A 25,378-nucleotide genomic window follows, 5' to 3' on the forward strand; every position below is an offset into this window, starting at 1 on the left:
AGGAGCGCTCGCAGCACAAGAACCGGGCCACCGCCTGGAACATGCTGCGAGCGCTCCTGCTGACACGCCACCACGATCCCGGTGGGGATGTGGGTGATGCGCACGGCCGAATCGGTGGTGTTCACGTGCTGGCCGCCCGCGCCCGACGACCGGTAGGTGTCGATACGGCAATCGGATTCTTTGATCTCGATCTCGATCCGGTCGTCGATGACGGGATAGACCCAGACGCTGGCGAAGCTGGTGTGGCGGCGCGCGCTCGAATCGTAGGGCGAAATCCGCACCAGCCGGTGCACGCCCGACTCGGTCTTGAGCCAGCCATAGGCATTGTGGCCCTTGATCAGGAGCGTGGCGCCCTTGATCCCGGCTTCGTCGCCGTCCGACCACTCGACGATCTCGACTTTATACTTCCGGCGCTCGGCCCAGCGGCCATACATGCGCTGGAGCATGTTGGCCCAGTCTTGGCTCTCGGTGCCGCCGGCGCCCGAATGGACTTCGAGATAGGTATCGAAGCCGTCCGCCTCGCCGGAGAGCAGGGTCTCGATCTGGCGGCGCGCGGCCTCCTTCTCGACGGCGCGGACGCCGGCCTCGCCTTCCTGGATGCTGGCCTCGTCGTCCTCCATCTCGCCGAGTTCGATCAGCGTATGGGCGTCCTCGAGGTCCTGAGACAACTTCTTGATCGCGTTGACGGCGTCATCGAGCTGGGTGCGCTCGCGCATGACCTTCTGGGCCGCCTCGGCATCGTTCCAAAGCTCGGGGTTCTCGGAAGCCGCGTTCAGCTCCGCGAGGCGTTTCTCGACGGTATCCCAGTCAAAGATGCCTCCTCAGCAGTCCGATCGACTGCTTGGCGGCATCCGAGAGTTGTTCGATCTCGGCGCGCATCTGGTGTTTCGGGCTCGTGTTTTCGGGGTGTGGGACCGGGTGATACCGGGACGCCCCGGTGGTGTAAACGGCCTGCGGCCCCGCGCTCCGGATCGCTGACCCGATGACACACGACCCGCGCGCCCGGCTGCGCCTTCTGGCTCTCACGCTCGCGGTGATCGCCGCGGGCCTGAGCCTGCGCCTCCTGCCCCTCGGCCTGCCTCAAGCGGTAACGAAGTGGGGCGGATCGGTGCTCTGGGGTGCGATGGTCTACGGGCTCGTCGGGCTCGTCCTGCCGCAGCCGCGCCGGCGCATCCTCGCGGTAGCGGCGTCGATCGCGCTGGCGGTGGAGGTCTTCCGGCTGGTGCACACGCCCGGCCTCGATGCCTTCCGGCTGACGCTGGCCGGCAAGCTCCTGATCGGCCGGGTGTTCTCGCCCCTCAACCTCGTCGCCTACGCGAGCGGCATCCTCGCCGCACGCCTCGCCGACCGGCGGGGGTAGCGCCGCTTACGGAAGTGGGGGACGCACGAAGTCCTGCGGGCCGATCCGGGCCGGGGCCAGCACGAATTCGCGGGGCCGGCGGCGCTTGTTGAGCGGTCCCTCGGTGAGGCTGTCGCTGTAATAGTCCGTGCCCGTCAGGCCGAAGCCGCCGCCGTTCATCACGTGCGGAACCGGCACGGCGCGCGGATCGTCCGGCACCGGACGGCCCGAATAGGGGCTCGTCGGCAGCACCACGGGGCCGTTGGCACCGAGGAAGAGCGTCTGGGCGCTGGCCGCGCAGGTCAGCCCGAGACCGATCAGGCCGGTGGCGAGGAGGGTTCGCAGGGTCAGCAACACGACGGCACTCCGGCGGGCCGCGTGGATCGATGGAGACGCGCCCATTGCCCTTATGCCCGAACGTGATCCCGCTGTCCGTGTCCGGGCTGCCGCAACGGGGTGATTTTCCACGGGCTCGGCGACACTCCACCGAAATCCATGGGCGCCACGCCGTGCGCGGCGACTTTGGCGGTCAAAACGGATCGCGATGTCTCGTCCTGAGGGATGACACGGCGGCCTCCTCAAATCTCGTCGCGAGATTTATTGCATTCGATGGGAGGTCAGCGACTTGCGCGCGGAAAAACGCGCTTCACCATTGTCGAATGGTCCGACTCGATTGAATTTGCTTGGGAGCAGTCGCCGATGTTGAAGCCCTTCGATGATCCGGCGGGATACTTTTCGTTCTCGCCGATCCCGTCGAAATTCTTCCTCGATCCGCCGGTTTTCGGAGGCGGCGGTCTGCTCGTTCTGAACAAGTTCAAGACGAACAGTGCGTCCCTCAGCGCGCAGCACGGCATCGGGATCAAGCTGGCCGTCGCCCAGGTGCTGACCAATTTCGGTCGCGATCAGGGAAACCTCGAACTCTACGGGGTGACGGATCGTGCGGGCAGTGAGACCTATAACATGACGTTGTCGGCCGCCCGCGCCCGCAGCACCCTCACCGCCGTGAAGGCCGCCCTCGGACTGTCCGAGATCCACCTGTGTTCCAGTGCCGGCCTCGGTGAGCGCTTCGCCGACGAATATTACGGCGAGGCCGACAAGACCCACGATGCGGCCTTCCGTGGAGTCGCCTGCTACTTTTGGGATTCGCTGGCGACGGCGCATGACCCGGGATTGCGGCTGGCGATCCAATTCGCGCGACCGCCGAAGGGAGAACGTATCCTCGGGCCGCTCTACCTCGGCCGGTACCGATCCTCGCCTCCTTCGCCCTTCGCGTGAGCGACGGTCCCAGCCTTCCGCCTTAGCCCTTGGCCCGCACGACCACCTGGGGTTCGCGCAGCAGGGGCTCGCACGCGGTCTGGAAGGCGTTGAGCACGGTCGGACGGGAATCGCAGGCATAGCCGACGCCCGGGGTCGGTGCGGGCACCGGATCGCGAGCGACGATGGGCTTCGGGGCGCAGGCACCGGCGGTCCCGGCCAGCGCCAGGGCGGCGGCGAGCGTCAAACCACGCATCATCGAACCACGCATACGATCCTCGGGCCTCAACCGCCGGCCACAGATGCGGCGCGGCCTCGTGCCGACCCTGCGGACCAAGCCGGCCCGTGACAAGCGCGACCGGTTGGGCCGCGCCGCTTTGCGGGCGGCTGTCTCCCGGCCGCAACAACGGCCGGGCGCAGTCCCGGCGGCCGTCGTAGGCGCCGGGATCAGCCGGCCTTGGAGAGCGGCACGACGTTGTGCAGCGTCTTGTCCGCCGAATCGAAGAAGCGCCGGATGTTGCGGGCCGCCTGGCGGATGCGCTGCTCGTTCTCCACGAGCGCGATGCGGACATAGTTGTCGCCGTGCTCGCCGAAGCCGATGCCGGGTGCCACCGCCACGTCCGACTTCTCGAGCAGGAGCTTCGAGAATTCGAGGCTGCCGAGGGCTTCGTACTTCTCCGGGATCGGCACCCAGGCGAACATCGAGGCGGAGGGGGTCGGTATCTTCCAGCCGGTCTTGCCGAAGGACTCGATCAGCGCGTCGCGGCGCTTCTTATAGATCCCGCGCATCTCCACGATGCAGTCCTCCGGCCCGTTCAGGGCGGCGGTGGCGGCGACCTGAATCGGCGTGAAGGCCCCGTAATCGAGGTAGGATTTTACACGGGTCAGAGCCGCGAGCAGGCGCTCGTTGCCGACCGCGAAGCCCATGCGCCAGCCGGCCATGGAGAACGTCTTCGACAGGGACGAGAATTCCACCGTGCAGTCGATCGCGCCCGGCACCTCCAGCACGGAGGGCGGCGGCTCGCCGTCGAAGTAGACCTCCGCGTAGGCGAGGTCCGACAGGATGATGATCTCGTGGCGCTTGGCGAAGGCGACGAGGTCCCGATAGAAATCGAGGCTCGCCACGTAGGCGGTCGGGTTCGAGGGGTAGCAGACCACGATCGCGACGGGCTTGGGGATCGAGTGCTGCATCGCCCGTTCCACCGCCGGGAAGAAGGCGGGCGTCGGCTCGGCCGGCACGGAGCGGATGACGCCGCCGGCCATGAGGAATCCGAAGGCGTGGATCGGGTAGCTCGGGTTCGGCACCAGCACCACGTCGCCCGGCGCCGTGATCGCCTGGGCCATGTTGGCGAAGCCCTCCTTCGAGCCCAGAGTCGCCACCACCTGGGTGTCGGGGTTCAGGCTGACGCCGAAGCGGCGCTTGTAGTAGCCGGCCTGGGCACGGCGCAGGCCCGCGATGCCCTTCGATGCCGAGTAGCGGTCCGTGCGCGGACGCCCCGCGGTCTCCACCAGCTTGGCGATCACGTGCTTCGGCGCGTCGAGGTCCGGGTTGCCCATGCCGAGGTCGATGATGTCCGCGCCGTTGGCGCGGGCCTGGGCCTTGATCCGGTTCACCTGCTCGAACACGTAGGGGGGCAGGCGCTTGATGCGGTGGAAGTCGGTCATGGCCTTCACAATATCCGGGGGATAAGAATTTCGGTCCGAGAGCACGAGGTTGGGTGCGCGTGGCGTGCCTGATCGCGCGGAACTGTCATCGACCCGAGCCGGAAACGTGGTCTAGATCGGATGTCCCTCGGGTGGCATCCGGCCGTCGCCGACGGACTCGCCGCGCAGGCCCGTCGGTGAATTCGCACGTCGGCGTCGTGTCTAGCAGTTTTGTGCCACGGCGCCGAACGATATCTGCACGGCTCAGGGTTTCGGGGGCTGCCCGGTCTTGCCGGCGGCGCTCTCGGCGGAGCGACCCTTGGCCTCGTTGCGGCCGCGCGCGGCGACGAGTTCGTCCTCCAGGGCCTTGGTGCCTTCGGCGGACTTAGCGCGCACGGGCCGGGCCGGCGCTGAAACGCCCACCGGCATGAAGTCGCCGCCGTCGCGTCGGGATTGCGCCACGAAGTCGGGCGTCTTGGCCGGCGGCCCGGCTTCGCCGGTGCCGTAGGCCATGCGCATGGGGTTGAGGTCGCCCGAACAGCCGCCGAGGAGCGCGACGGCGGCCAGGGCAGCGACAAACTGGGGGTTGTGAAGCCGGGACATGGGGGCAGTCGGCCGATTCGAGGACGGGCGCTCTGGCGGAACTGCGCGATGGCGCGTTAATTTGTCGGAAACGAGGCTCCCCAGGGCCGTGTGGCAGATGTCGCGCGGCGAAGGGACTGAGCCGGAACGGGGAGAGATGCACGCGTGACGACCGAACGGACGACGCCGCTGCCCGATATCGAGGCTCTGTCCCGCAATGCGAGCCTGCTGGTCGAGGAATTCGGGCGCGCGGCTTCCCGATACATGAAGCCCGTCACGACCCCTGACGCCCTCGTGGTCCAGCCCGTCGAGCCGCCGGAGGAGGTGAAGGACGTGGTCCGCACCCTCGGCAGCGTGGCCGAGACGTGGCTCGCCGACCCGAAGCGGACCGTGGAGGCTCAGACGAGGCTGAGCGAGGCCTTCATCACCCTGTGGGGCTCGACCTGGCAGCGCCTTCAGGGCGAGAACGCGCCGCCCGTGGCCCAGCCCGAGCCGAAGGACAACCGCTTCGCCCACGCGGAATGGTCCACCAACCCGATCTTCGACTTCATCAAACAGAGCTACCTCATCACCTCCCGATGGGCCGAGACGATGGTCGACGAGGCCGAGGGCATCGACGAGCACACCCGCCACAAGGCTCAGTTCTACCTTCGCCAGATCTCCGGCGCGCTCTCGCCCTCAAACTTCGTGATGACCAACCCGGAGCTCATTCGCCACACCCTGAAGGAGAACGGCGCCAACCTCGTGCGCGGCATGAAGATGCTGGCCGAGGACATCGAGGCCGGCCAGGGCCAGCTCCGCGTGCGCCAAACCGACCCGGGTGCCGGCTTCGAGGTCGGCGTCAACGTGGCGGTGACGCCGGGCGAGGTGGTGTTCCGCAACGACCTGATGGAACTGATCCAGTATTCGCCGACGACCGAGACGGTGCTCAAGCGCCCGTTCCTCATCGTGCCACCGTGGATCAACAAGTTCTACATTCTCGACCTGAACCCCGCGAAGAGCCTGATCGCCTGGATGGTCTCGCAGGGCCTGACGGTGTTCTGCATCTCCTGGGTCAATCCGGACGCGCGGCACGCCGACAAGGACTTCGAGAGCTACATGCGCGAGGGCATCGAGACCGCCATCGACGCCATCGGGGTCGCTACCGGCGAGAGCGAGGTCGCAGCGGCGGGCTACTGCGTGGGCGGCACCCTGCTGGCCGTGACCCTGGCGATGCAGGCGGCCACCGGCAACAAGCGCATCAAGAGCGCCACCTTCCTCACCACGCAAGTGGACTTCACGCATGCGGGCGACCTCAAGGTGTTCGCCGACGAGGAGCAGATCCGTCTGATCGAATCGCGGATGCAGAAGCGCGGCTACCTCGAGGGCACCGGCATGGCCACCGCCTTCAACATGCTGCGCCCGAACGACCTGATCTGGTCCTACGTGGTCAACAACTACGTCAAAGGTCAGGCGCCGATGGCCTTCGACCTCCTGTACTGGAACGCCGATTCGACCCGGATGCCGGCAGCCAACCACTCATTCTACCTGCGTAACTGCTACCTCGACAACACGCTCGCGCAGGGCAAGATGATCCTCGGCAACGTGCGCCTCGACCTGAAGAAGGTGAAGATCCCGATCTTCAACCTCGCCACCAAAGAGGACCACATCGCACCCGCCCTGTCGGTGTTCGAGGGCTCTTCGAAGTTCGGCGGCCAGGTCGATTACGTGCTCGCGGGCTCCGGTCACATCGCCGGGGTCGTGAACCCGCCCGCCAAGCCGAAATACGGCTTCTGGACCGGCGGCCCGGCGACCGGCCGGTTCGAGGATTGGGTGGCGGCCGCCACCGAGCACAAGGGATCCTGGTGGCCCTACTGGTTCCAGTGGCTGGAGCATCAGGCGCCTGCCCGCGTGCCGGCTCGCGTACCGGGCGACGGCGGCCTCGCCGCCATCTGCCCCGCCCCCGGCACCTACGTGCGCATGAAGGCGTGAGCGTCGGAGGCTGGACCCTGCGGCTGGAGACGGACCCGGATCCCGCGATCCGGGCCGAGATCCTGGCGCCCCTCGTGGCCCACAACGAGGCCCAGGTGCCCAACGGCGACTGGGGCCTGCTCGCCGTCACGGTCCGGGACGAAGGCGGCGCCGTCGTCGGCGGCCTCTGGGGTCGCACCGGCTACGGCATGCTGTTCGTTGAACTGCTCGCCCTCGGTCCCGCCCGGGGCCAGGGCCTCGGACGCCGGGTGATGGCATTGGCCGAGGACGCGGCGCGGCGGCGCGGGCTTGCCGGCATCTGGCTCGATACCTGGACCTTCCAGGCGCCGGCCTTCTACGAGCGCCTGGGTTTCTCGGAATGCGGGCGGATCACGGATTACCCGCCGGGCCACGACCGCATCTTCTACGTGAAGCGCCTGACGGGACAGGTACCGTTGGCGTGAGCCGATCTCCGGCCGGTCCGGTCGGCGCCCCACGAGCGCGGGTCAGGCCGTCGGGGCGCCTGTCGCCAAGGGTTTGCCAACCGGGCCCTCGGACGCGATCTTGAGCCGGCAAAAACAGAAAGCGCCTGCATGCCGCTTGCACCGGACCTGACATCGCCGCGCCCGTCCCTCGAACCCGCAAGCCCGCCCGAGACCCGCCGCACGCTGATCGGCGTCGGCATCAATCACGCTCTGCATGACGGCTACACCGACCTCATCTACGTGCTGCTGCCGGTCTGGCAGGCGGAGTTCGGTCTCGGCTTTGCGGCGCTCGCCCTGCTGCGCAGCCTCTACAACGGAGCGCTCGCCGCCCTGCAGATGCCGGCGAGCCGCCTCGCGGAACGCCTCGGGGTGCGGACAGTACTGATCCTCGGCACCTTGCTCAGCGCCGTCGGATACGCCCTGGCGGGCTTCTCGGGCTCGCTCGTCGGCCTCAGCGTCGCGCTCACCCTTGGGGGTACGGGCAGCAGCACCCAGCATCCCCTCGCCTCAACGCTGATCGCCCGGACCTACGGCCGCAACGCCCGCGGCCCCCTCGGGACCTACAACTTCACGGGCGACCTCGGCAAAGCGAGCGTGCCGCCCCTCGTCGGACTCCTGCTGACACTGACGGATTGGCGCACCGCCCTGTGGCTGATCGCGGCACTCGGCGTCGCGGTCGCCGTGAGCCTGCCGTGGCTCCTGCCCCGCGATCACGGCGCGCAAGCCGAAGCTGCGGCGCGGACCTCGCCCGCCCCGGCGACCGGGGATCCACGCACGGAACCGGCGCGGGGATTTCCCCTTCTGGTGGCCATCGGCATTCTCGACAACGCCGCGCGCCCGGCCTTCCTGCTCTACCTGCCGTTCCTGCTCCAACAGAAGGGCGCGGCCCTGACCACAGTGGGCTTCGCGCTCTCGGCCGTTTTCGTCGGCGGTGCCCTCGGCAAGGCGGTCTGCGGACGGCTCGGCGAGCGCCTCGGCGTGACGCGCACGGTGGTGCTGACCGAGACCGGCACCGCGCTCGCGATTCTCGCCGTGATCCTGCTGCCGCTCGCCCCCATCCTCGTCGTGCTGCCGGTGCTCGGCGTGATGCTGAACGGGACCTCCTCCGTCCTCTACGGCACGGTGCCGGAACTCGCGCCCGGCGGGCAGGTCCAGCGGGCCTTCGCGGTCTTCTACACCTGGACGCTGGGCGGCAGCGCGCTCGCCGCTCCGCTGCTCTACGGCCCCCTCGGAGATGCGGTGGGACCGCGCGGCGCGATGCTGGCGGCGGCGGCGACAGCACTCGCCGCCGTGCCCGTCATGCTCGTCCTGTCGACCCGCCTCGGGCCGGCCGCGTCGCGACCCTGAGGGCGCGGCCCGCCCGAGGCCTCCGCCAGGATCGCCGCATCGACCGATCCCGCCGCCATGGGCACGGTCTCGGCCACGATGCCGTGCCCGAGCAGGTACTTCGCGGAGTCGTCCGCGCACGCCTTCGCCAATCACTCAACGCTGGCGTGAAGCACGGTGATGCGCGTGCCTTCGCTCAGGAAGGTGATGGCTTGGCCGATTAGCAGCGTCCCCGCCAAGCTTCCAGTACAGGCGATGCCCCCATGGTATAGCGGGTCGTCGCTCACGGGCTGCCGATCGTCCGGGTCGGTCGTCCGACGGAGAACAGGGTCGTGTCCAGAACGTGCCGTGAACGGCCGCGTCGGACCGGGGGGTCGACGACGACGAGGTCGGTGAATCGGCCAAGGCGCGTCAGGACCGGTTCGATATCGCCGGAATGCTCCGTCCGGATCGCGAAGGTGGCGTCGAGGCGTGCACCGGTCGGCATGAACGGCACGCCCCGCCGCGTGCGTGAGCCCGTGGTGCGCCTTTGCCGGCCAGGACGCGCTCAGGCCCGGGGGCGATGAAGACGACTGCGCTATGTGCGTGTAGGCAGCGTCTGAGGCGGAGCGCGGCGTCGAGCCGCCGCGTGGCCTCGATGCCGGGCGCCGTAGGGACGAGGAGGCAGCGCAGGAACATGGGTCCCTTCTCGGATCAGCGCTCCAGGCTCTTGAGGTAGGCGATCAGGGACTCGGCCTCGTCCGCATCGAAGCGGAATTCCGGCATGCTCGGATGGCCCGTGCGGATCCCTTCGGTCAGGGCCTCGCCGAGATCCTCGACGGGGTACCGGGTGTGGAGCTCGCGGAACGGCGGCGCCGCGCGCAAGGGGCTCGCCCCGGTGCGCCCGACGGCATGGCATCGGGCGCAATTGGTGCGAGCGAGGGTCGCGCCCTGCTGCTCCTGGCGATCCCAGGCCGTCGCCGCCCCGGTAGCGGGAAGGGACGCCAGGAGGAGGATTCCGGCGGCGAATTGAGTCGTGGCGCGCATCAGTGGCTCATCAGGCAGCAGAGGGAGGTCCCCTCCAGGATGTCGCGGGTGACCCCGCCGAAGGTCCACTCGCGCAGCCGGCTGTGCCCGTAGGCGCCCATGACGATGAGGTCTGCGCCTTCGCGTTGCGCGAACCGCAGCAGTTCCTCGCTCGCAGCGACGGCGGGGCTGGGCAGCAGATGGGTGGTCACGTTCGCGCCATGCCCGACCAGGTAGGTCGCCACGTCCTCCGCCCCCTCCTCGTGCGCGCCGGGACCCAGCGCCACGACATGGACCGCAGCGGCCCGGCTCAGGAACGGCAGGGCGTCCTGAACCGCCCGGCGCGCCTCGCGGGTGTCCTTCCAAGCCACGACGACCCGGCGCGCGGCGAGGCGCTCGATGCCCGGCGGCGCGACGATCACCGGTCGGCCGACCTCCATCAGGAGCGCACCGGCGGAGACGGCCAGGAGGCCGGGATCGCCGTCGGCCGGTCCGTGCCGACCCACGACGACCACGTCGGCGGCACGCGCCTGGGCGACGAGGTAGGCTGTGGGCTCGTGGAGCGCGGCGCGCCAGGCCGTCTGGATGCCGCGGTCGGCCGCGCGCTCGAACAGGGCCCGGGCCTCGACGAGCTGCTCCCGCGCACGCCGGTCCTCGATTTCGTAGATGCGTTCGGCCTCCCGGATGTCGTTGACGGCGATGAGGGCGGGGACCTGGCGCGCGGCGACGCCGGTCAGCGTCGCCTCGAAGCGCTCCGCGACACTGGCGGCCAGCTGGACCCGGTCGGCCGCCGCCGCACCGAGATCCAGCGACACGATCACGTTCGAAATCTTCATCTCCGCCTCCCGAGCGCCGGACATCCGGTCCGAGGCCGCATCCTGGCGCGCGTTCGTGCTCGGCGACCTTGATCCACCTCAAGCCTCACGGCGTTGTCCGCCGCGTTCGCTTGCCCGAGGCCCCACCTGAGCCGGTGTCGCGACAGCCACCATCGTGTCCCGCCCGCGCGCACCCGTCGCACCGGCGCGCGTCGAGGGATTTCGGCCCAGAGCCAAAACCCGCTTCGGCCACGGATCGGACGATCCGAAACAAAGCGGCGATGTCCATCGGACGAGGTGGCGGCGGATCGTCCGGCAGGCCCTTCCCTTCGCCGTCGACGGCTGCCTTGCGCCGCCTGGACAGCTTCGCCTGCAGCCAGCGCGGCAGGGGACGTCCTGGTTTGAGCCGGGCCATGCGCCGGCTCCGATCCTCGACAGCCATTCGGCGTCTCTCATGCGCTTGGATTTTCGGGGGGTGGAGGCGTCCGCAACGACGGGTGCCGGAGCGGGCGGCTCCGTCACCAGGCGAGCTTGAGGCGATCGGCGACGGCATGGACGCCCGGGATCGACCAAGCGGCGCGCTCGGCGAGCTGCCGCTCCCGCCACAGGTCGACGCATCCGTCGAGGATCACGGTGTCTCCCTCGACCCGCACGGTGATCGTGTCGGGGTCGCGGGCTGTTCGATTCAGGGCCGTGCGCAACTTGGCCTCCACGTCGCTTGGCCGGACCGGCGGCTTCACCGCGAGGAGGTTCAGCACCTCCCGGACGCCCGCGAGCTTTGCGACAGCGGATTGCGCCGCTGCCCTCTGGTAGTACCAGGGCACGCAGCCATCGAGGGTGACGCGGCCATCCTCGACCTTGACCTTGACGGTTCCATCCGGGACCTGGACGTTCCAGGCCAGGACCTTCACGACGCGGGCGGCGCGCTCTTCGTCGCCGGTATTCTGGTCGGCGGGATGGCGGACCTCGATCTCCTCGACGACGGCCCGGACCCCGCGGACCCGCTGCACGATTCGCGCGGCGGCGACTTTCTCCGCATAGGTGGCGACGTGGCCGGACAACGTCACGATGCCGTCCCGAACGGCCACGCCGATATGGGCCGCGTCCACCTTCGGATCGAACTCCAGTTCCGCCAGCACGTGCTGGTGCAGGGTCCTGTCATTCATCGTCCGTCTCCGGTTCGAGCCTATGCAGGGGTTCCGAGCGCCAGCCAGAGCAGCAGAGTGGTCACGACCGCAGCGGCGACCGCGAGCCCGAGGGCCTTCAGGCTACCGATGCTTCGGTAGCGGTAGACGTCCGTCACGAGCCCAGGGGCTATGCCATCGCGCGGCAACCGCTCGCGCACCGGCACCCGCGCGTGGCTCACCGTCTCGACGTAGGTGGATCGAAGCACCAGGGTCATCACAGGCTCCCGTCGTTGTTGACGGGGGCAGTGTCGAGCGAGGGACCGGACGTCGCCTTGAGATGGATCAAGGTCGTCCGGCACCGGCCGCGCATGCCGGGCTTCGCTGGTCCGCGTCCTAGCTGTCGATGCGCACCGGCCGGCCGCGCCGGACGGGTTGCCCCGCGTGACGGCGGCGCCCGGGCAGCCGGAGGTGCGCCAGGTAGGGATAAAGCGCGGGCAGGACCACCAGCGTCAGCAGCGTCGCCGTGACCAGGCCGCCGATCACCACCGTGGCCAGGGGACGCTGCACCTCGGCGCCGGCACTGGTCGAGAGCGCCATGGGCAGGAAGCCCAGGGTCGCCACCAGGGCGGTCATCAGCACGGGGCGCAGGCGCATCTCGGCGGCGCGGGTCGCCGCCTCGCGCGGGTCGAGGCCGAGGCGCTCGAGGTCGCGGATGTAGCTCGTCAGCACCACCCCGTTCAGGATGGCGATGCCGAAGGTCGCGATGAATCCGATGGCCGCTGAGATCGAGAATGGCAGGTCGCGCAGGTACAGGGCGACGATGCCCCCCGTGGCGGCTACCGGCACGTTGAGGAAGATCAGACCGGCGAGGCGGACGTCGCCGAACATCACCACGAGCAGCACCAGGATCGCCGCCATCGCGGCCGGCACGACCACCGAGAGCCGGGCCGTGGCCTCCTGCAGGTTCTGGAACTGGCCGCTCCATTGCAGGGCGTAGCGCGGCGGCAGGCTGACTTCCGCCTTCACCGCCGCCTGCGCGTCGCGCACGAAGCTCTGCACGTCGCGGCCGCGCACGTTGGCCTGGACCGAGATCCTGCGCTGGAGGCGTTCCCGGCTGATCTGGGCCGGACCCGTCGCCACCTCCACCGAGGCGACCAGGGACAGGGGCACGAGGGCCTTGCCGCTGCGCCCCACGGGCAGGTCGCGGATGCGCGCGATGTCGCCGCGGTCCCCGGGTCGCAGCCGGACCACGATGTCGGTGATGGAATTGTCCTCGCCATAGATCATCCCGGCGCTGCGACCGCCGATGCTCTCGACCACGTCGAGGATGTCGCCGACGTTGACGCCGTAGCGGGCCGCCGCCGCCCGGTCGACCTGGACCGAGAGGGCGGGCATGCCGGCCTGCGCCTCGGCCTTCACGTCGGCCGCCCCCGAGACGCCCGAGACCGCCCGCACGATGGCGTCGGCCTTGTCCTTGAGAACCGCGAGGTCGTCGCCGTAGAGGCTGATCGCCACGTCGCCACGCACGCCCTCCAGGAGGTCGTCCATCCGCATCTGGATCGGTTGCGAAAACGCGTAGGACACCCCCGGCACCTCCGCGCGCAAGCGCTTGTCGAGGGCGGCGACGAGCCCCTCCTGGGTCCGCGCCGTGGTCCAGGTCGCGGGGTCTGTCAGGGTGATGAAGCTGTCGGTGGACTCGACGCCCATCGGATCCGTGGGGATCTCGGCGCTACCGGTCAGGGAGACGACCCGCTTGACCTCCGGGAAGGTCTTCAGGGTCTGCTCGATGCGGTGCATGACCTTGAGCGAGGCATCGAGATTGATGCCCGGCAGCTTCTCCGAGGTGATGACGATGGAGCCCTCCGAGAGCTTGGGCAGGAACTCGCCGCCGAGCCGGGTCGCCAGCCAGCAGCTTCCGGCGAAGACCCCGAGGGTCACGAGGACGGTGAGCCCGGTGCGGCGCTCGGCGAGCCGCAGGACCGGGGTGTAGGCGCGGCGCACCCAATGGACGAGGCGGGTCTCGCGCTCGCCGATGCCCGGCCCCGCCAGCATGATGGCGGCGAGCGCCGGCATCAGCGTCATCGTCAGAACGAGGGAGCCCGCGAGCGCCAGGATGACGGTGAGCGCCATCGGCCGGAACATCTTGCCGGCGACCCCCTCGAGGGCGAGGACCGGCAGGTACACCAGGATGATGATCGCCACCGCGAACAGGATCGGGCGGGCGACTTCCACCGTCGCCTCCCGGATTACGGTCTCGGCTGGGCGGTCCGGGTGCTCGCCGCGCGCCCGCAGGACGTTCTCGATCATCACCACGGCGCCGTCGACGATGAGGCCGAAGTCGATGGCTCCCAGGCTCATCAGGTTCCCCGACAGCCCGAATAGCCGCATGCCCGCGAAGGCCATGAGCATCGACAGCGGGATCGCGGCCGCCACCACGAGGCCCGCCCGGAGGTTGCCGAGCAGGAGCAGCAGCACGACGATGACGAGCACCGCCCCTTCCATGAGGTTGTGCTCGACGGTGCGGATGGTCCGCGCCACCAGGGTGCTGCGGTCGTAGTACGGCACGATCTCGACGCCAAAGGGCAGTTGGGGCCCCAGATCCGCGATGGTCTGCTTGACCCGCTCGACCACTGCGCTGGCGTTTTCGCCCTGCTGCATCATGGCGATACCGACGACGGTCTCGCCGACGGCGTCATGCGTGACGGCGCCGAGGCGGACCTTGGGCGCCTCGACCACCTCGCCCAAAGTTGCGACCGTCACCGGCACGCCGCCGGGGCCCGTGGTCACGACGATGTTGGCGAGATCGGCGGTGCCCTTGGCGAGCCCGAGCCCGCGAATGACCTCCTGCTGGTCGTTGTGTTCGAGATAGGCGCCGCCCCGCGCGGCGTTGTTCTCGGCCAGCGCCGTATAGACCTGCCCCATCGTCACGCCGTAGCGGTGGAGGCTCTCGGCGGCGATGCGAACCTCGTAGGTCGGCATCTCGCCGCCATAGACGTTCACGTCGGTGATGCCAGGGGTGAGCTTGAGCTTCGGCGCGACGGTCCATTGCAGGATGCGCTTCAGGGCCATCGGGGCGTAGCCCGGCCCACGGACCTCGAATTGGTAGATCTCGCCGAGTCCGGTTGCCATCGGGCCCATCTCCGGGTCTCCGACGCCGGCCGGCATCGTCGCCTTGGCGAGCGGCAGGCGTTGGAAGACTTGCGCGCGGGCCTCGGCGATCGATAAGGCGTCGTCGAATGTGACGTAGACGGCGGAGACGCCATAGCGCGAGGTCGAGCGGATGCCGGTCAACCCCGGCGCGCCCGCCATGGCGTTCTCGACCGGGAAGCTCACGAGCCGCTCGACCTCGAGCGGGCCGAGGCCCGGCGACAGGGTGAGGACCATCACCTGCTTCGGCGAGATGTCCGGGACCGCGTCGATCGACAAGCCTTCGAGGTTGACGATGCCCCCGAGGGCACCGGCCAGCGCCAGCACCAGAACGAGCCAGCGGCGCCGGATGAGAAGGGCGAACCAGGCGTTCATGGGGCGCTCAATCCGTCGAACCGAGGAGCGCGCGCAGCAGGATGGCCTTGAGGCCGAAGCTGCCCAGCGTCGCGACCGTTTCGCCCGCCGCGATGCCGGCCCTGACCTCGACCCAGTCGGTCCGCTGCACGCCGAGCGTCAGCGCCCGCTTCTCGAAGCGGTCCGCGCCTGTGCGCACGAACGCAACGGGTCCGTCCTCGGTCTGCTGGATCGCGGCCGCCGGCACCGTCACCCCCTCGCGCCCGAGATCGGCGGCGATCTCCACGGACACGAACATGTTGGCGCGCAGGCTCCCGTCCGGATTGGCGACTTCGATCCGGGCCGGGGCGGTGTTGGTCATCGGATCGATGGCCGCATTGACCGAGCGCACCCGGCCCTCGAAACCAGGATGGTCCTGGATCGGGGCCTCCACCATTGCCCGGTCGCCCGCCTTCACGGTGGTGATGTCGCGACCGTAAAGGTTCGCCAGCACCTGGATCTGCGAGGGGTCGGCCACCGTGAAGGCGTCCCGGTTGGTGTCGACCACCTCTCCCAGGGTGATGCCGGCCGCTGTCACGACCCCGTCGATGGGCGAGACGATGGCGCTGATCCCCGGCGCGTCACCCGAGCCCGGGGCCAGGCGCTCGTACTGGGCCCGGTATAGGTCGACCTGGGACTGGGCCGACAGGGTGGCCGCATGCGCTTTCGCGAGGTCGACCTGCCGGCGGTCGACCTCGGCCTGGGCGATTCCGCCCACCTTCACGAGGTCGCTGCCGCGCTTGAGGTTGGTCTCGGCGACCTTCTCGGTGGCCTGTGCCTCCCCGAGGCTGGCTTGCGCCGCGGCCAGACCGTTCCGGGCGTCGAGGACACCGGCCGCGTCGAGGGTGGCCAGCGTCTGCCCGGCGCGGACGCGGTCGCCTGGCTGCACCGCGAGGCTGAGCACACGGCCGGATGTCCGGGGCTTCAGGCGGGTCACCCGGCGTTCGTCGAACGCAATGGTCCCGGGCGTCCGCACGGGCAGGACGATCCGCCGGGTTTCGGCCTGTCCGAAGGCCAAGCCGAGGCGCCGCTGGCCCTCGGCGTCGAGCCTCACGACATTGTCTTCGGCCGGTTCAGCGGCAGCGGCCCCGGGTGCCGCCGCATCAGGCGCGCCCGTGGCGAGACCGATGCGGGCCAGGATTGGGGCGACGGAGGCCCCGGCAGCGTCCCGGTACCACCAGCCCGCCAGCCCGAGAACGAGAAAGCCGATGACGCATCCCGCCAGCCAACGCCGCCGCGCCAGCGAAGGTCGCGCAGGCGGCGCTTCCTTACCGGACGCCCGACCAGCCGGTTGTCCACGGGCCGCGCCCTGGCCGGCCGTGTCCGCCTCGTCGTCCAAAGGCGTGCGTGTCTCCGCGGTCAGCAGCACGATTCCGTCCAGCGCTTAGTTTAGAGTTATTCCAGCACGTATGCCGGACGGCACGGTCCGCCACTAAATTCGGGTTCACACTCGTGGTTTGGTCGCGGGTTTCGCCCCGATCGCCCCATATGCTGGTGGCCGATAGCCGGGACGATGGGGACAAAGGGTGGCGAGGCTGCTGCTGATCGAGGACGATGCCGCGACGGCCGAGGAGGTGTTGGGCGACCTTCGCGGGCGTGGGCACGCGGTGGTCTGGGCTTCGACCGGCCCGGACGGCGCGCGGGCGGCGCGCGCGGAATCCTGGAACGCCATCATTCTCGACCGGATGCTGCCCGGCCTCGACGGTCTGACCCTGCTGCGGGACCTTCGCGGCTCGGGCGATCGGACCCCGGCCTTGGTCCTGAGCGCGCTCGGCGATGTCGACGAGCGCATCCGGGGCCTGCGCGCCGGGGGCGACGACTACCTGGGCAAGCCCTTCGTGCTCGGCGAACTGGCGGCCCGGATCGAGGCGCTGCTGCGGCGTCCGACCGACACGCGCGAGACCGTCCTGCGGGTCGGCAGCCTGGAGATCGACCTCATCGCCGGAACCGGACGCCGGGGCGCGCGCGACCTCGACCTGCTGCCGCGCGAACTCAAGCTCCTTGAATACCTGATGCGGCGCCCCGGACAGGTCGTGACCCGGGCGATGATGTTCGAGGAGGTCTGGAACTACCGCTTCACCCCGAAGTCGAACCTCATCGACGTGCATCTCGGCCGCCTGCGCAGGAAGCTTGAGGTCGGGGGCGAGCCGATCCTCATTCAGAATGTCAGGGGGGAGGGCTTCACCCTGACGCCCGATGCCTAGCTTCGCGCGCTCCATCGCCTTCCGCTGGGCCCTCGGCATCGCCCTGTGGTCGACCCTGCTGTCGCTGCTGCTGTTTGCGTTCGTGTACTGGCAGACCGCCGCCTTCATGCAGGAGGAGCTTGCCCAGGTCCTGCGCCACGAGGCCCGCTACGTGGCACAAGACCCCACCAAGGCGGCGGTCCGGATCGAGACCTGGGTCAGCGAAGACCTGCACAGCGTGCACTTCGCCGGGCTGTTCGGGGCCGATGGGCGCAGGCTTGCGGGCAATCTCGAGGCGCGGCCGGCGGACCTGCCCCTGGACGGCGAGGTCCACCGGATCGCCACGCAGGTCGCCATCGCGGGCCGGCGCCTGCACGAGGAACTCTGGTCGGCGGCCCGGTCCCTGGACGACGGCACCGTGGTGGTGGTGGCCCATGACACCGACGAGATCGACCGCGCCAAGGCCACGGTGATCCGGGCGCTCGGCCTCGCCCTCGTCCCGACCCTGGCCTTCTCTATTCTTGGCGGCGTGCTGCTGGCTGGGCGGGCCCGGCGGCGGCTGGCCGCCACCGAGGCGGCGGTCGCCCGCGTGATGCGCGGCGACCTCCGCCAGCGCCTGCCGGTCGGTCAGGCGGGGGACGAGTTCGACCGCCTGGCGCGGGACGTGAACGGGATGCTCGACGAGATCGAGCGCCTGGTTGAGGAGGTGCGCGGCGTCGGCGACGCCGTGGCGCACGATCTGCGCACGCCGCTCACGCGCCTCCGGCTTCGCCTGGAGCGCGGCCGCCAGCAGGCCCAGGACATCGGCGAATTGCGCCAGGCCGTCGACCAGGGCCTCGCCTGGATCGACCAGACCCTCGAGATGGTGACGGCGGTGCTGCGCATCGGCGAGATCGAGCATGGCCGGCGCTGTGCCGCCTTCGGCCCGGTCGATCTGCGGCTGGTGGTGAGCGAGGCGGTGGAGTTCTTCGAGCCGCTGGCCGAGGAGAAGGGCGTCGCCCTGGCCCTGGACATCGACGACGTGGTGCCGTCCGTCGCGGGCGACCGCAGCCTGATCTTTGAAGCGGTGTCGAACCTCCTGGACAATGCCGTCAAGTTCACGCCGGCGCACGGCCGGGTCGGCGTCGGCGTCCTGCGCCGGAATGGCGAAGCCGTGATCGTCGTCGAGGATACGGGGCCCGGGATTCCCACCGCCGAGCGGGATCAGGTGTTCCGGCGCTTTTACCGGATGGAGCGGGCCCGCCAGACGCAGGGCAACGGCCTCGGTCTCGGCCTCGTGGCCGCCATCGCCAAGCTGCACGGGTTCTCGCTGACCTTGAGCGAGCGGCCCGGTGGCGGCTGTCGCTTCGCGGTTGCCTGCCCGGCCAGCCGAGGCCCCGCGGCCGGGCCTGAACGCGCCGCGGCCCTCGGGCATTGACCCGGGGCAGACCTTTTGGCCGTTCGGTCTGGTGCCAGGGGATACGTCCGGCGTGTCCTCGTGCGCCTGACCGAAATCGAAGTTCATCTTCGATTTCGTCGCGATGTCTTTCCCGCGATCCTGATTCCTTCCGCCTGTATTGATCGACATCAATACGGCGACATCGGTCGATGTTAAGCTCGGGATGCCGTCCTATCAGCGGGATGGCCGCCATCGCCGGCCTCCGGGCCTCTCCATACGGATGCCGGCGGTGGCGTCAGAGAGGGCCGGTCACCGGATCGCCAGGCGATGCCAAACGGTCGAGAAGAGCCGCCTGCGGATGCGACAAACGGGCCGCCGATCCGCTACACATGCTTCTTCCTGGAAATGAACGGGCATTGGTCGCACGCGAAATACATCTATGCCGTCGATGACGTCGAGGCGCTCAGCATCGCGATGCTGCTGGCAGAGAACAGGCCATTCGAATTGTGGGACGCGTTCCGGTTCGTACACTGGCCGACAGAGGATCTGCATTAGAGCGCCGGGTCGGGCGGGCTTGGCCCCCCTCCCCCGGAAGCCGATTGACGCGGTGAGGTCGGAGCGGTGCATCAATGGCTCATCAGGCAGCAGACGGGTGCGGTCCGAAGGATCTCGTGGGTCATGCCGCCGAAGACCCATTCCCGCAGCCGTGAGCGGCCGTAGGCCCCCATGACGATGAGGTCGACGTATTCGCGCCGCACGAACCGGACGACGTCCTCGGCCTCGCTGCGTAACGAGGGGGCGAGGACATGCCGGGTGACGTTGGCGCCGTGTCGCATCAGGTGGGCCGCCACCGCTTCGGTCCCCTGCGACGACGCCTCGCGCCCGACCGAGACGAGGTAGACGTGGTCCGCCTGGCGGAGGAAAGGCATCGCGGCCGCCAGCGCCCGGCGGGCCTCGCCGGTATCCTTCCAGGCGACCACGATGCGGTCGGCACCGAGGTGCTCGACATTGGGTGGAACGACCAGGACCGGGCGACCCGCCTCCAACAGCAACGGGCCGGGCAGCACCGCCATCGCGCCCGGGACACCGTCGGCGGGGCCGTGGCGCCCGACCACGACGAGATCCGCCGCGCGGGCCTCCCGGGCGAGGTTGGCCGTCGGGGAGCCCTCGGTGAACCGCCAGTCGGCTTTGAGTGCCTCGCCGGAATGGCGCGTGAACAGGTCCCGGGCCCGGGCGGCCTCGTCGCGCGATCGGCGTTCCTCGGCGGCACCCAGGATGGCGTCCTCCTGCGGGTTCGTGAATGCTGAAGGTCCGAGCGTCGGTCGGGCGCCCACGCCCGTCAGGTCCGCCTCGAAGCGCCTGGCGAGGCCGGCGGCGAGGCGGACGCGGTCTGCACACCCGCGATCCAGGTCCACGGATACCAGGATGTTCGCGTAATCCACGGCCGCCCTCCCAAACCGACCGATCCGGCGGACGGGAACGGTGGGGCTTTCCCGGTTCGGGGGCCTTGATCCAGCTCAAGGGGCGGCTCGCGGGACAGGGCCGGGTCGCACCGACCCTCGGGGCTCGGATACCGGGGCGGTCACCGGACCGCCGAGGGCCCGCATGGCGTTGAGGATGACGGCGACGTCGATGGCCTCCTGCAGGAGGGCGCCCCGCAGCGGCGTCAGGAAGCCGAGGGCCGCCGCCACCATGCCGGCGAGCGACAGGCCGAGGCCGACCGTCACGCTCTGGAGCGCGATCGCACGGGCCCGCCGGGCGATGCGGATGGCCTGCGGTAGCGGCGCGAGGCTGTCGACAAGCAGGACGACGTCCGCCGCCTCGGCCGCCGCGGCCGCGCCCCTGGCGCCGAGCGCAACCCCAAGGTCGGCGGCGGCCAGCGCAGGCGCATCGTTGACGCCGTCGCCCACCATCATCACCGGTCCGTTCACCCGTTCATTCGCCACGACCCGCGTCTTGCCCGCCGGATCGAGATCCGCCTCCAACGCATCGATGGGCAGGCCCGCCACCAGCGCCTGCGCGACGCCACGCCGGTCCCCGGTCGCGAGCACAATGCGGTCGATGCCGCACCGGCGCAGGTCCGCGAGCGTCCGCCCGCCATCCGTGCGCACCGGGTCGGCGAAGCTCAGGATCGCGGCGGCCCTGCCGTCCACGGCCACCAGAACTGTCGCGGCGACGGCATCAGCGCTCCGGGCGGCTTCCGTCTCCGGGAAGGCGATACCGTGCGCCCGCATCAGGCGGGGCCCGCCGACCCGGACGGGCCGCCCCTCCACGAGGCCCGACACGCCCTCGCCGGGGATCTCGGCCACCCGCGTCGGCTGCGTCAGCGCGAGGCCGCGGGCGAGGGCCGCGTCGACCAGCGCGCGGGCCGTCGGATGGCCGGAGGCCTGGTCGAGGGAGGCCGCCAGCCTCAGGGCGTCCGGCTCCCCGACGGGACCGAGGATCTCCACGGCGGTCAGCCGTGCCGTTCCGTGCGTGAGGGTCCCGGTCTTGTCGACCACCAGCACGCGCACCCGTGCCAGCGCCTCCAGGGCGCCACCGCCCTTGATGATCACGCCGATGCCGGCCGCCCGCGAGAGGCCGGAGATCAAGGCTACCGGCACCGCGAGGATGAGCGGACAGGGCGTGGCGACGACCAGCACCGCGAGGGCCCGCAGGGGATCGCCCGTGGCCGCCCAGGCGCCCCCGGCCAGCAGCAGCGTCAGGCCGAGGAAGGCCAGGCCGTAGCGGTCGGCGAGGCGCGCCATCGGCGCCTTCTGGCTTCGGGCCGCTTCGACGAGCCGGACGATGCCCGCATAGGTGCTCTCGGCCGCCCTCCGCTCGGCCAGGAGCGTGAAGGGCGCCCCGACATTGAGTGTGCCACTCAGCACGGCCGCGTTCGCCTCGAATGTGACCGGCACCGCCTCGCCGGTGAGCGTCGCCTGATCGAGCACGGCGCGGCCCGCAGCGACGCGGCCGTCGACCGGCAGCACGTCGCCGACGCGCACGAGGATGCGGTCGCCCGGGGCCAGCGCCGCGATGGGGACTTCTTTGACCGAGCCGTGCGCCTCGCGAAGGGCCGAGCGCGGCTGGCGGGCGAGCAGCGCCGTCATCGCCCGCTCGGCCCGTCCGGAGGCGTAGGCTTCCAGCGATTGGCCACCGGCGTACATGAGGGCGATGACGACGCCGGCGAGCGGCTGCGACAGGGCGAGCGCACCCCCCATCGCCAGCAGGGCGACGAGGTCGAGACCGACATCGCCGCGCGCCAGGCTGGTGGCGACCTGATGCGCGAGGATGGCGAGGATCGGCAGGGTCGGAAGCGTCCAGGCCCAGACCGCGATGTCCGGACGGCCGAGCGCCTGGGCCGACAGTCCGGCGCAGAGGCCGACCAGGGGCAGGACCGGCAGCTTTCCGCGCAAGCGCTCCAGGCCCCCGACGGTCGCCGGCTGCCGCGCCTCCCCTGGGTCTATGGCCGCCGTCGTCATCCTCGGGGTCGCTTCCGGCTGTTACCGGTGTTGACGTGCGCTCGTGCCGTCTGGAGCGCCATGCGCTCGATCAATGCGCCAGCGGGCGAGCCCTGGCTGCGCCGTGCGGGTGCCGGCAACCTCGACGCGGTCGGCCGGAGGCTGCCTTCGGACGACGCGCTCCTTTTCCCGAAAGGAGAGGGTTGGGGTGTGTGATCTTTCCGGACGGGGCGCGCCTCTCACCCGGACCCTCTCCCGAACGCGAGAGGGGGGCCGTTCAGACCAGACCGACCGAAGCGATCAACCGGAGCGGTAGCTAACGCCTCCCCCCGTCCCGCTCTTAAAAGAAGGGTGACCCGCCCCTGAACCCGAACGATCCGGGTGGCAAACCGTTTTCAGCCTGTCCTGCCGGGCCGGCGCGAGGTGGCCGGCGATCGCGGCTGCGAGGCCGACCGAGGCGTCGCGGATGTCGGGCACGGCGATGCACTCCCAGAGAATCCCGCGCAGGAGCGGGCCGATCGCCCAGAGAGGCGCATCGGTGCCGCGCAGCCGCCCCTCCGGCGTCGCGTCGAGGCCCAGACCGAACGGCCCGGGCCGGGCGAGGCCGCGGGCCAGCAGATTGCGCACCAGAGTGTCCTGCGTCTCCGCGAAGCGGCTGAACCCCGTCGCGTCCAGGATCGCCTGGACCGGGAATACCTGGGTGTCGCCACCCCCGCGCGGTTGGACCGTGACCACGGCCCCGACCGCGTCGTCCGCGACGGCGCAGATGCGCCCGGCCCGGAGGACCAGGGTGCCGCGCGCGATCTCCTGTGCGATGGTATCGGCGGCCGGCGGGGCCGTGCGGTGGCGGTGGACGTCCCAGTACGGGCGCAGGTGGCGCAGGAAGCGCGCCTGCTCGGCCCGGGGCAGACCCGTCCAGAGTTCGTCCGTGATGGGGCGCAGGGCGTCGATCACGCTGCGCCAGTCGGTGCCGGCTTGGTGCGCGGCGGCGATCTCGGCGCGGCCCCAGGCGAGGAGCTTCCGGACGGAGGCGCGGGTCGCCGCGTCGAAGCACGGGCGCGGCCCGGCCGCTACCGGCGCGTGCGGTTTCGGCACCAGGCCCCGGCGGGACACGGCGACGATGCGGCCGGCAAAGCCCTGGCTGCGCAGGGTCGCGACCGCGTCCATCATGGTCAGGCCTGTGCCCACGATGAGTACGTCGCTGGCGGGATCGAGGTCGGTGAGTGCCCCGGCGTCCCAGGGATCGCGCTGGTGCCGGCTCTGCGCGGCGACGGGGCCGGGCAGGTTGCCCATGGCGAGGATTGCGGCCGAGACGGCACGGCGCGTGCCGTCCGCCGCGTGGGCGACGAGGCCGCCCGCGCGGAGCTCCAGATCGCAGAGGGTCTCGCGCACAACGCGCAGTCGCGCGCCGGCCCTCGCCTCCAGGCGGGCGATGTGCTCGGAGAGGTAGCGCCCGTAGAGCCCCCGCGCCGCGAAGGTGCCGGCCGGTGTGATGCGGATGCCGGCGCGCTCGGCCGCATCGAACACCGTGCGGGCAAGCCAGTCCGCGAAATCCTGCGGTCGCTCGGGATCGGCGCTCATCTGCGCCGCCCTGAGGTTGAGCAGGTGGTCCGGGTTCGGGGTTCCGTAGGCGAGGCCGAGGCCGGGTGGATGGGCGCGCTCATAGAGCAGCACCGAACACTCGGGCGGCAGCACGCGCAGCAACTGCGTCGCCGCCATCAGCCCGCTGAAGCCGCCCCCCACGACCAGAACGGGATCGGGCCCCTCGATCGCTGTCATCGCGTGTGCTCCATGTCCAGTGGTGCTCGCTGTTGCGCGTCCGGGGTCTTCAATCCGTGGCGCGTCACTTGGGAGCGTTCGTTATAGAGAACAAGACGACGGGGGGAAGGTTCTCCCGGCATGGTCGTGCGGAGTATCTTGAATACGACAGAACCATTATCGGCCCGTGAATACCCCTGGACCACAAGATAATCCTTGTCGTGGACGCTGGATCGGAAGAGTATTCCCCAGGGGTTAGTTCTAAAGAAAGAACGTTCCCGTTGACTCGGGCGGCGGCCGGCGGGACGATGCGGGCGCTTTCTCCCCGGACGTTTTCGTCCCCGGGTTCCCTGGCCCCCTGTCACCTTTGAGCCGTCCCATCCCGACGTTTCCCGCCCCCCATCAGCACGACACCGTCCTGCGCGACCTCGCCCGGCTCCTCGCCGGGCGGGCGGCCGGGCATGACCGCGCGGGGCGCCTCGCGCAGGACAACATCGCGGATCTGCGGGCGGTGGGCCTGATGGGGCTGACCGTGCCGGAGCGCCTCGGCGGCGCCGGTGCCGGGCTGGCGCGGGCGGCCGAGGTCATCGGCATGCTCGCGCAGGGCGATCCCTCCACCGCCCTGGTGTTGACCATGCACCTCATCCAGCACGGGCTGATCCATCGGCGCGAGGCCTGGCCCCCCGCCCTCGCCGACCGAGTCGGCCGCGCGGCCGTGACCGATGGCGCGCTCATCAACGCCCTCCGGGTGGAGCCCGAACTCGGCACGCCCGCGCGCGGCGGCCGCCCCGCAACCGTGGCGCGGGCAACCCCGGAGGGCTGGCGCGTCAGCGGGCGAAAGATCTACTCCACGGGCTGCGAGGCCCTGGCCTACGGCCTCGTCTTCGTGGCGACCGACGAGGCCGAGCCGCGCATCGGCAATTTGCTGGTGCCGATGAACGCGCCGGGCCTGCGTATAGTCGAAACCTGGGACCACCTCGGCCTGTGTGCCAGCGGCAGCCACGACGTCGTCTTCGACGATGTCCTTGTTCCCGCCGACCATGCCGTGGATCTGCGCGCACCCGAAGGCTGGGGCGCGCCCGACCCCGTCCAGCAGGCCTGGAACGCCGTGCTGCTCGCCGCCCTCTACGACGGCGTGGCGCGGGCGGCGCAAGACTGGTTCACGGCCTTCGCACAGGAGCGCCGGCCCGGCAGCCTCGGCCAGAATCTGGCGGCCCTGCCCCGTTTCCAGGAGGCAGCGGGCGAGATCGCCCGGCTGCTCGCCCTCGACGCCCGCCTGATCCGCGCCCTCGCCGAGGAGACGGATCGCGGGCAGCCGCCCTCCGTGCAGGAATCCGGCTTCCTCAAGCTCACCGTGACGGAGAACGCCGTCGCGGTGGTGCAGCGCGCAGTGGAGCTTGCCGGCAATCCCGGCCTGTCGCGGGCCAACCCGCTGGAGCGGCACCTGCGCGACGTGCTGTGCGGGCGCATCCACTGGCCGCAGGGCGATGCCGTGCGCGCCGCCGCCGGCCGGGCCGCCCTCGGCCTCTGACCGAACCCTTGAGCGAAG

The 25,378-nt window shown here is 70.4% G+C and carries 23 protein-coding genes and 1 pseudogene; 9 read left to right on the plus strand and 15 right to left on the minus strand.

Annotation, left to right across the window (positions count from 1 at the left end):
* Positions 1–879, minus strand: a pseudogene (gene prfB / locus MFF30_RS00575) (peptide chain release factor 2); the annotation flags it as partial.
* 103 nt (positions 880–982) lie between these two features.
* On the opposite strand from prfB, the gene MFF30_RS00580 reads away from it, so the two are divergent.
* Positions 983–1,360, plus strand: a complete 378-nt coding sequence (locus tag MFF30_RS00580; protein ID WP_238275196.1) for a ribosomal maturation YjgA family protein — start codon at positions 983–985, stop codon at positions 1,358–1,360.
* Positions 1,361–1,366: 6 nt separating this feature from the next.
* Here the strand turns inward: MFF30_RS00580 and MFF30_RS00585 are convergent, their stop codons facing one another.
* On the minus strand, positions 1,367–1,696 hold the full coding sequence (locus tag MFF30_RS00585) for a hypothetical protein (RefSeq protein ID WP_238275200.1): 330 nt from the start codon (positions 1,694–1,696) through the stop codon (positions 1,367–1,369).
* A 204-nt stretch (positions 1,697–1,900) separates the two neighbouring features.
* Here MFF30_RS00585 and MFF30_RS00590 point away from each other — a divergent pair, with 204 nt between their 5' ends.
* The gene (locus MFF30_RS00590; protein WP_238275202.1) at positions 1,901–2,614 is read left to right on the plus strand and encodes an OmpA family protein; all 714 of its coding nucleotides are present in this window, start codon (positions 1,901–1,903) and stop codon (positions 2,612–2,614) included.
* A gap of 22 nt (positions 2,615–2,636) precedes the next feature.
* On the opposite strand, the gene MFF30_RS00595 is transcribed toward MFF30_RS00590, so the two are convergent.
* The 3 genes from MFF30_RS00595 to MFF30_RS00605 form a co-directional block, all read right to left on the minus strand.
* On the minus strand, positions 2,637–2,849 hold the full coding sequence (locus tag MFF30_RS00595; protein WP_238275311.1) for a hypothetical protein: 213 nt from the start codon (positions 2,847–2,849) through the stop codon (positions 2,637–2,639).
* Positions 2,850–3,040: 191 nt separating this feature from the next.
* Positions 3,041–4,258 (minus strand): LL-diaminopimelate aminotransferase, encoded by a 1,218-nt coding sequence (locus MFF30_RS00600; protein WP_238275211.1) that lies wholly within the window; start codon positions 4,256–4,258, stop codon positions 3,041–3,043.
* 243 nt (positions 4,259–4,501) lie between these two features.
* Positions 4,502–4,840 (minus strand): hypothetical protein, encoded by a 339-nt coding sequence (locus MFF30_RS00605; RefSeq protein WP_238275213.1) that lies wholly within the window; start codon positions 4,838–4,840, stop codon positions 4,502–4,504.
* Positions 4,841–4,984: 144 nt separating this feature from the next.
* Between MFF30_RS00605 and MFF30_RS00610 the strand changes: the two genes are divergently transcribed.
* From MFF30_RS00610 to MFF30_RS00620, 3 genes are all read left to right on the plus strand, one after another.
* A complete protein-coding gene (locus MFF30_RS00610; protein WP_238275215.1) occupies positions 4,985–6,790 on the plus strand; it encodes a PHA/PHB synthase family protein in 1,806 nt (601 codons plus the stop codon).
* Positions 6,787–7,233, plus strand: coding sequence for a GNAT family N-acetyltransferase (locus MFF30_RS00615; RefSeq protein ID WP_238275218.1), 447 nt, complete (start codon positions 6,787–6,789; stop codon positions 7,231–7,233). The genes MFF30_RS00610 and MFF30_RS00615 overlap by 4 nt, the downstream gene beginning before the upstream one ends.
* 129 nt (positions 7,234–7,362) lie before the next feature.
* On the plus strand, positions 7,363–8,601 hold the full coding sequence (locus tag MFF30_RS00620) for an MFS transporter (RefSeq protein ID WP_238275220.1): 1,239 nt from the start codon (positions 7,363–7,365) through the stop codon (positions 8,599–8,601).
* Between the two features lie 262 nt (positions 8,602–8,863).
* On the opposite strand, the gene MFF30_RS00625 is transcribed toward MFF30_RS00620, so the two are convergent.
* From MFF30_RS00625 to MFF30_RS00655, 7 genes are all read right to left on the minus strand, one after another.
* A complete protein-coding gene (locus tag MFF30_RS00625; protein ID WP_238275222.1) occupies positions 8,864–9,067 on the minus strand; it encodes a hypothetical protein in 204 nt (67 codons plus the stop codon).
* 206 nt (positions 9,068–9,273) lie between these two features.
* Positions 9,274–9,606 (minus strand): c-type cytochrome, encoded by a 333-nt coding sequence (locus MFF30_RS00630; protein WP_238275224.1) that lies wholly within the window; start codon positions 9,604–9,606, stop codon positions 9,274–9,276.
* Positions 9,606–10,421 carry a universal stress protein gene (locus MFF30_RS00635; protein WP_238275234.1) on the minus strand — a complete coding sequence of 272 codons (816 nt, stop codon included), beginning with the start codon at positions 10,419–10,421 and terminating at the stop codon, positions 9,606–9,608. The genes MFF30_RS00630 and MFF30_RS00635 overlap by 1 nt, the downstream gene beginning before the upstream one ends.
* Positions 10,422–10,918: 497 nt before the next feature.
* Positions 10,919–11,566 (minus strand): BON domain-containing protein, encoded by a 648-nt coding sequence (locus tag MFF30_RS00640; protein ID WP_238275236.1) that lies wholly within the window; start codon positions 11,564–11,566, stop codon positions 10,919–10,921.
* A gap of 20 nt (positions 11,567–11,586) precedes the next feature.
* Complete coding sequence (locus MFF30_RS00645) at positions 11,587–11,802, minus strand: hypothetical protein (protein WP_238275238.1); 216 nt, start codon at positions 11,800–11,802, stop codon at positions 11,587–11,589.
* 118 nt (positions 11,803–11,920) lie between these two features.
* Positions 11,921–15,049: an efflux RND transporter permease subunit gene (locus MFF30_RS00650; protein ID WP_238275247.1), complete on the minus strand. Its 3,129-nt coding sequence runs from the start codon at positions 15,047–15,049 to the stop codon at positions 11,921–11,923.
* Positions 15,050–15,056: 7 nt separating this feature from the next.
* Entirely contained in the window at positions 15,057–16,436 is a 1,380-nt protein-coding gene (locus MFF30_RS00655; protein ID WP_238275249.1) for an efflux RND transporter periplasmic adaptor subunit, read from the minus strand.
* A gap of 157 nt (positions 16,437–16,593) precedes the next feature.
* Here MFF30_RS00655 and MFF30_RS00660 point away from each other — a divergent pair, with 157 nt between their 5' ends.
* From MFF30_RS00660 to MFF30_RS00670, 3 genes are all read left to right on the plus strand, one after another.
* Positions 16,594–17,271 (plus strand): response regulator transcription factor, encoded by a 678-nt coding sequence (locus tag MFF30_RS00660; RefSeq protein ID WP_238275251.1) that lies wholly within the window; start codon positions 16,594–16,596, stop codon positions 17,269–17,271.
* Positions 17,264–18,667: a sensor histidine kinase gene (locus MFF30_RS00665; RefSeq protein WP_238275253.1), complete on the plus strand. Its 1,404-nt coding sequence runs from the start codon at positions 17,264–17,266 to the stop codon at positions 18,665–18,667. Before MFF30_RS00660 ends, MFF30_RS00665 begins: the two co-directional genes overlap by 8 nt.
* Before the next feature lie 288 nt (positions 18,668–18,955).
* Entirely contained in the window at positions 18,956–19,183 is a 228-nt protein-coding gene (locus MFF30_RS00670; RefSeq protein ID WP_238275255.1) for a hypothetical protein, read from the plus strand.
* Between the two features lie 71 nt (positions 19,184–19,254).
* On the opposite strand, the gene MFF30_RS00675 is transcribed toward MFF30_RS00670, so the two are convergent.
* The 3 genes from MFF30_RS00675 to MFF30_RS00685 form a co-directional block, all read right to left on the minus strand.
* On the minus strand, positions 19,255–20,070 hold the full coding sequence (locus MFF30_RS00675) for a universal stress protein (protein ID WP_238275257.1): 816 nt from the start codon (positions 20,068–20,070) through the stop codon (positions 19,255–19,257).
* A 75-nt stretch (positions 20,071–20,145) separates the two neighbouring features.
* Entirely contained in the window at positions 20,146–22,092 is a 1,947-nt protein-coding gene (locus MFF30_RS00680; RefSeq protein WP_238275259.1) for a heavy metal translocating P-type ATPase, read from the minus strand.
* Between the two features lie 279 nt (positions 22,093–22,371).
* Positions 22,372–23,850, minus strand: coding sequence for an FAD/NAD(P)-binding protein (locus tag MFF30_RS00685; protein WP_238275269.1), 1,479 nt, complete (start codon positions 23,848–23,850; stop codon positions 22,372–22,374).
* Positions 23,851–24,196: 346 nt separating this feature from the next.
* On the opposite strand from MFF30_RS00685, the gene MFF30_RS00690 reads away from it, so the two are divergent.
* The gene (locus MFF30_RS00690; protein ID WP_238275271.1) at positions 24,197–25,360 is read left to right on the plus strand and encodes an acyl-CoA dehydrogenase family protein; all 1,164 of its coding nucleotides are present in this window, start codon (positions 24,197–24,199) and stop codon (positions 25,358–25,360) included.
* The last annotated feature ends 18 nt before the right edge of the window (positions 25,361–25,378 follow it).

Origin of the sequence: Methylobacterium goesingense (genome assembly GCF_022179225.1) — a bacterium.
GTDB lineage: Bacteria > Pseudomonadota > Alphaproteobacteria > Rhizobiales > Beijerinckiaceae > Methylobacterium > Methylobacterium goesingense.

Excerpts from the sequence above, each read along its gene's own strand:
- MFF30_RS00580 (WP_238275196.1), top strand. The coding sequence starts at position 983 with ATGACACACGACCCGCGCGCCCGGCTGCGCCTTCTGGCTCTCACGCTC.
- MFF30_RS00590 (WP_238275202.1), top strand. The coding sequence starts at position 1,901 with ATGACACGGCGGCCTCCTCAAATCTCGTCGCGAGATTTATTGCATTCG.
- MFF30_RS00595 (WP_238275311.1), bottom strand. The coding sequence starts at position 2,849 with ATGCGTGGTTTGACGCTCGCCGCCGCCCTGGCGCTGGCCGGGACCGCC.
- MFF30_RS00600 (WP_238275211.1), bottom strand. The coding sequence starts at position 4,258 with ATGACCGACTTCCACCGCATCAAGCGCCTGCCCCCCTACGTGTTCGAG.
- MFF30_RS00605 (WP_238275213.1), bottom strand. The coding sequence starts at position 4,840 with ATGTCCCGGCTTCACAACCCCCAGTTTGTCGCTGCCCTGGCCGCCGTC.
- MFF30_RS00620 (WP_238275220.1), top strand. The coding sequence starts at position 7,363 with ATGCCGCTTGCACCGGACCTGACATCGCCGCGCCCGTCCCTCGAACCC.
- MFF30_RS00625 (WP_238275222.1), bottom strand. The coding sequence starts at position 9,067 with ATGCCGACCGGTGCACGCCTCGACGCCACCTTCGCGATCCGGACGGAG.
- MFF30_RS00630 (WP_238275224.1), bottom strand. The coding sequence starts at position 9,606 with ATGCGCGCCACGACTCAATTCGCCGCCGGAATCCTCCTCCTGGCGTCC.
- MFF30_RS00635 (WP_238275234.1), bottom strand. The coding sequence starts at position 10,421 with ATGAAGATTTCGAACGTGATCGTGTCGCTGGATCTCGGTGCGGCGGCG.
- MFF30_RS00640 (WP_238275236.1), bottom strand. The coding sequence starts at position 11,566 with ATGAATGACAGGACCCTGCACCAGCACGTGCTGGCGGAACTGGAGTTC.
- MFF30_RS00645 (WP_238275238.1), bottom strand. The coding sequence starts at position 11,802 with ATGACCCTGGTGCTTCGATCCACCTACGTCGAGACGGTGAGCCACGCG.
- MFF30_RS00650 (WP_238275247.1), bottom strand. The coding sequence starts at position 15,049 with ATGAACGCCTGGTTCGCCCTTCTCATCCGGCGCCGCTGGCTCGTTCTG.
- MFF30_RS00665 (WP_238275253.1), top strand. The coding sequence starts at position 17,264 with ATGCCTAGCTTCGCGCGCTCCATCGCCTTCCGCTGGGCCCTCGGCATC.
- MFF30_RS00670 (WP_238275255.1), top strand. The coding sequence starts at position 18,956 with ATGCCAAACGGTCGAGAAGAGCCGCCTGCGGATGCGACAAACGGGCCG.
- MFF30_RS00680 (WP_238275259.1), bottom strand. The coding sequence starts at position 22,092 with ATGACGACGGCGGCCATAGACCCAGGGGAGGCGCGGCAGCCGGCGACC.
- MFF30_RS00685 (WP_238275269.1), bottom strand. The coding sequence starts at position 23,850 with ATGACAGCGATCGAGGGGCCCGATCCCGTTCTGGTCGTGGGGGGCGGC.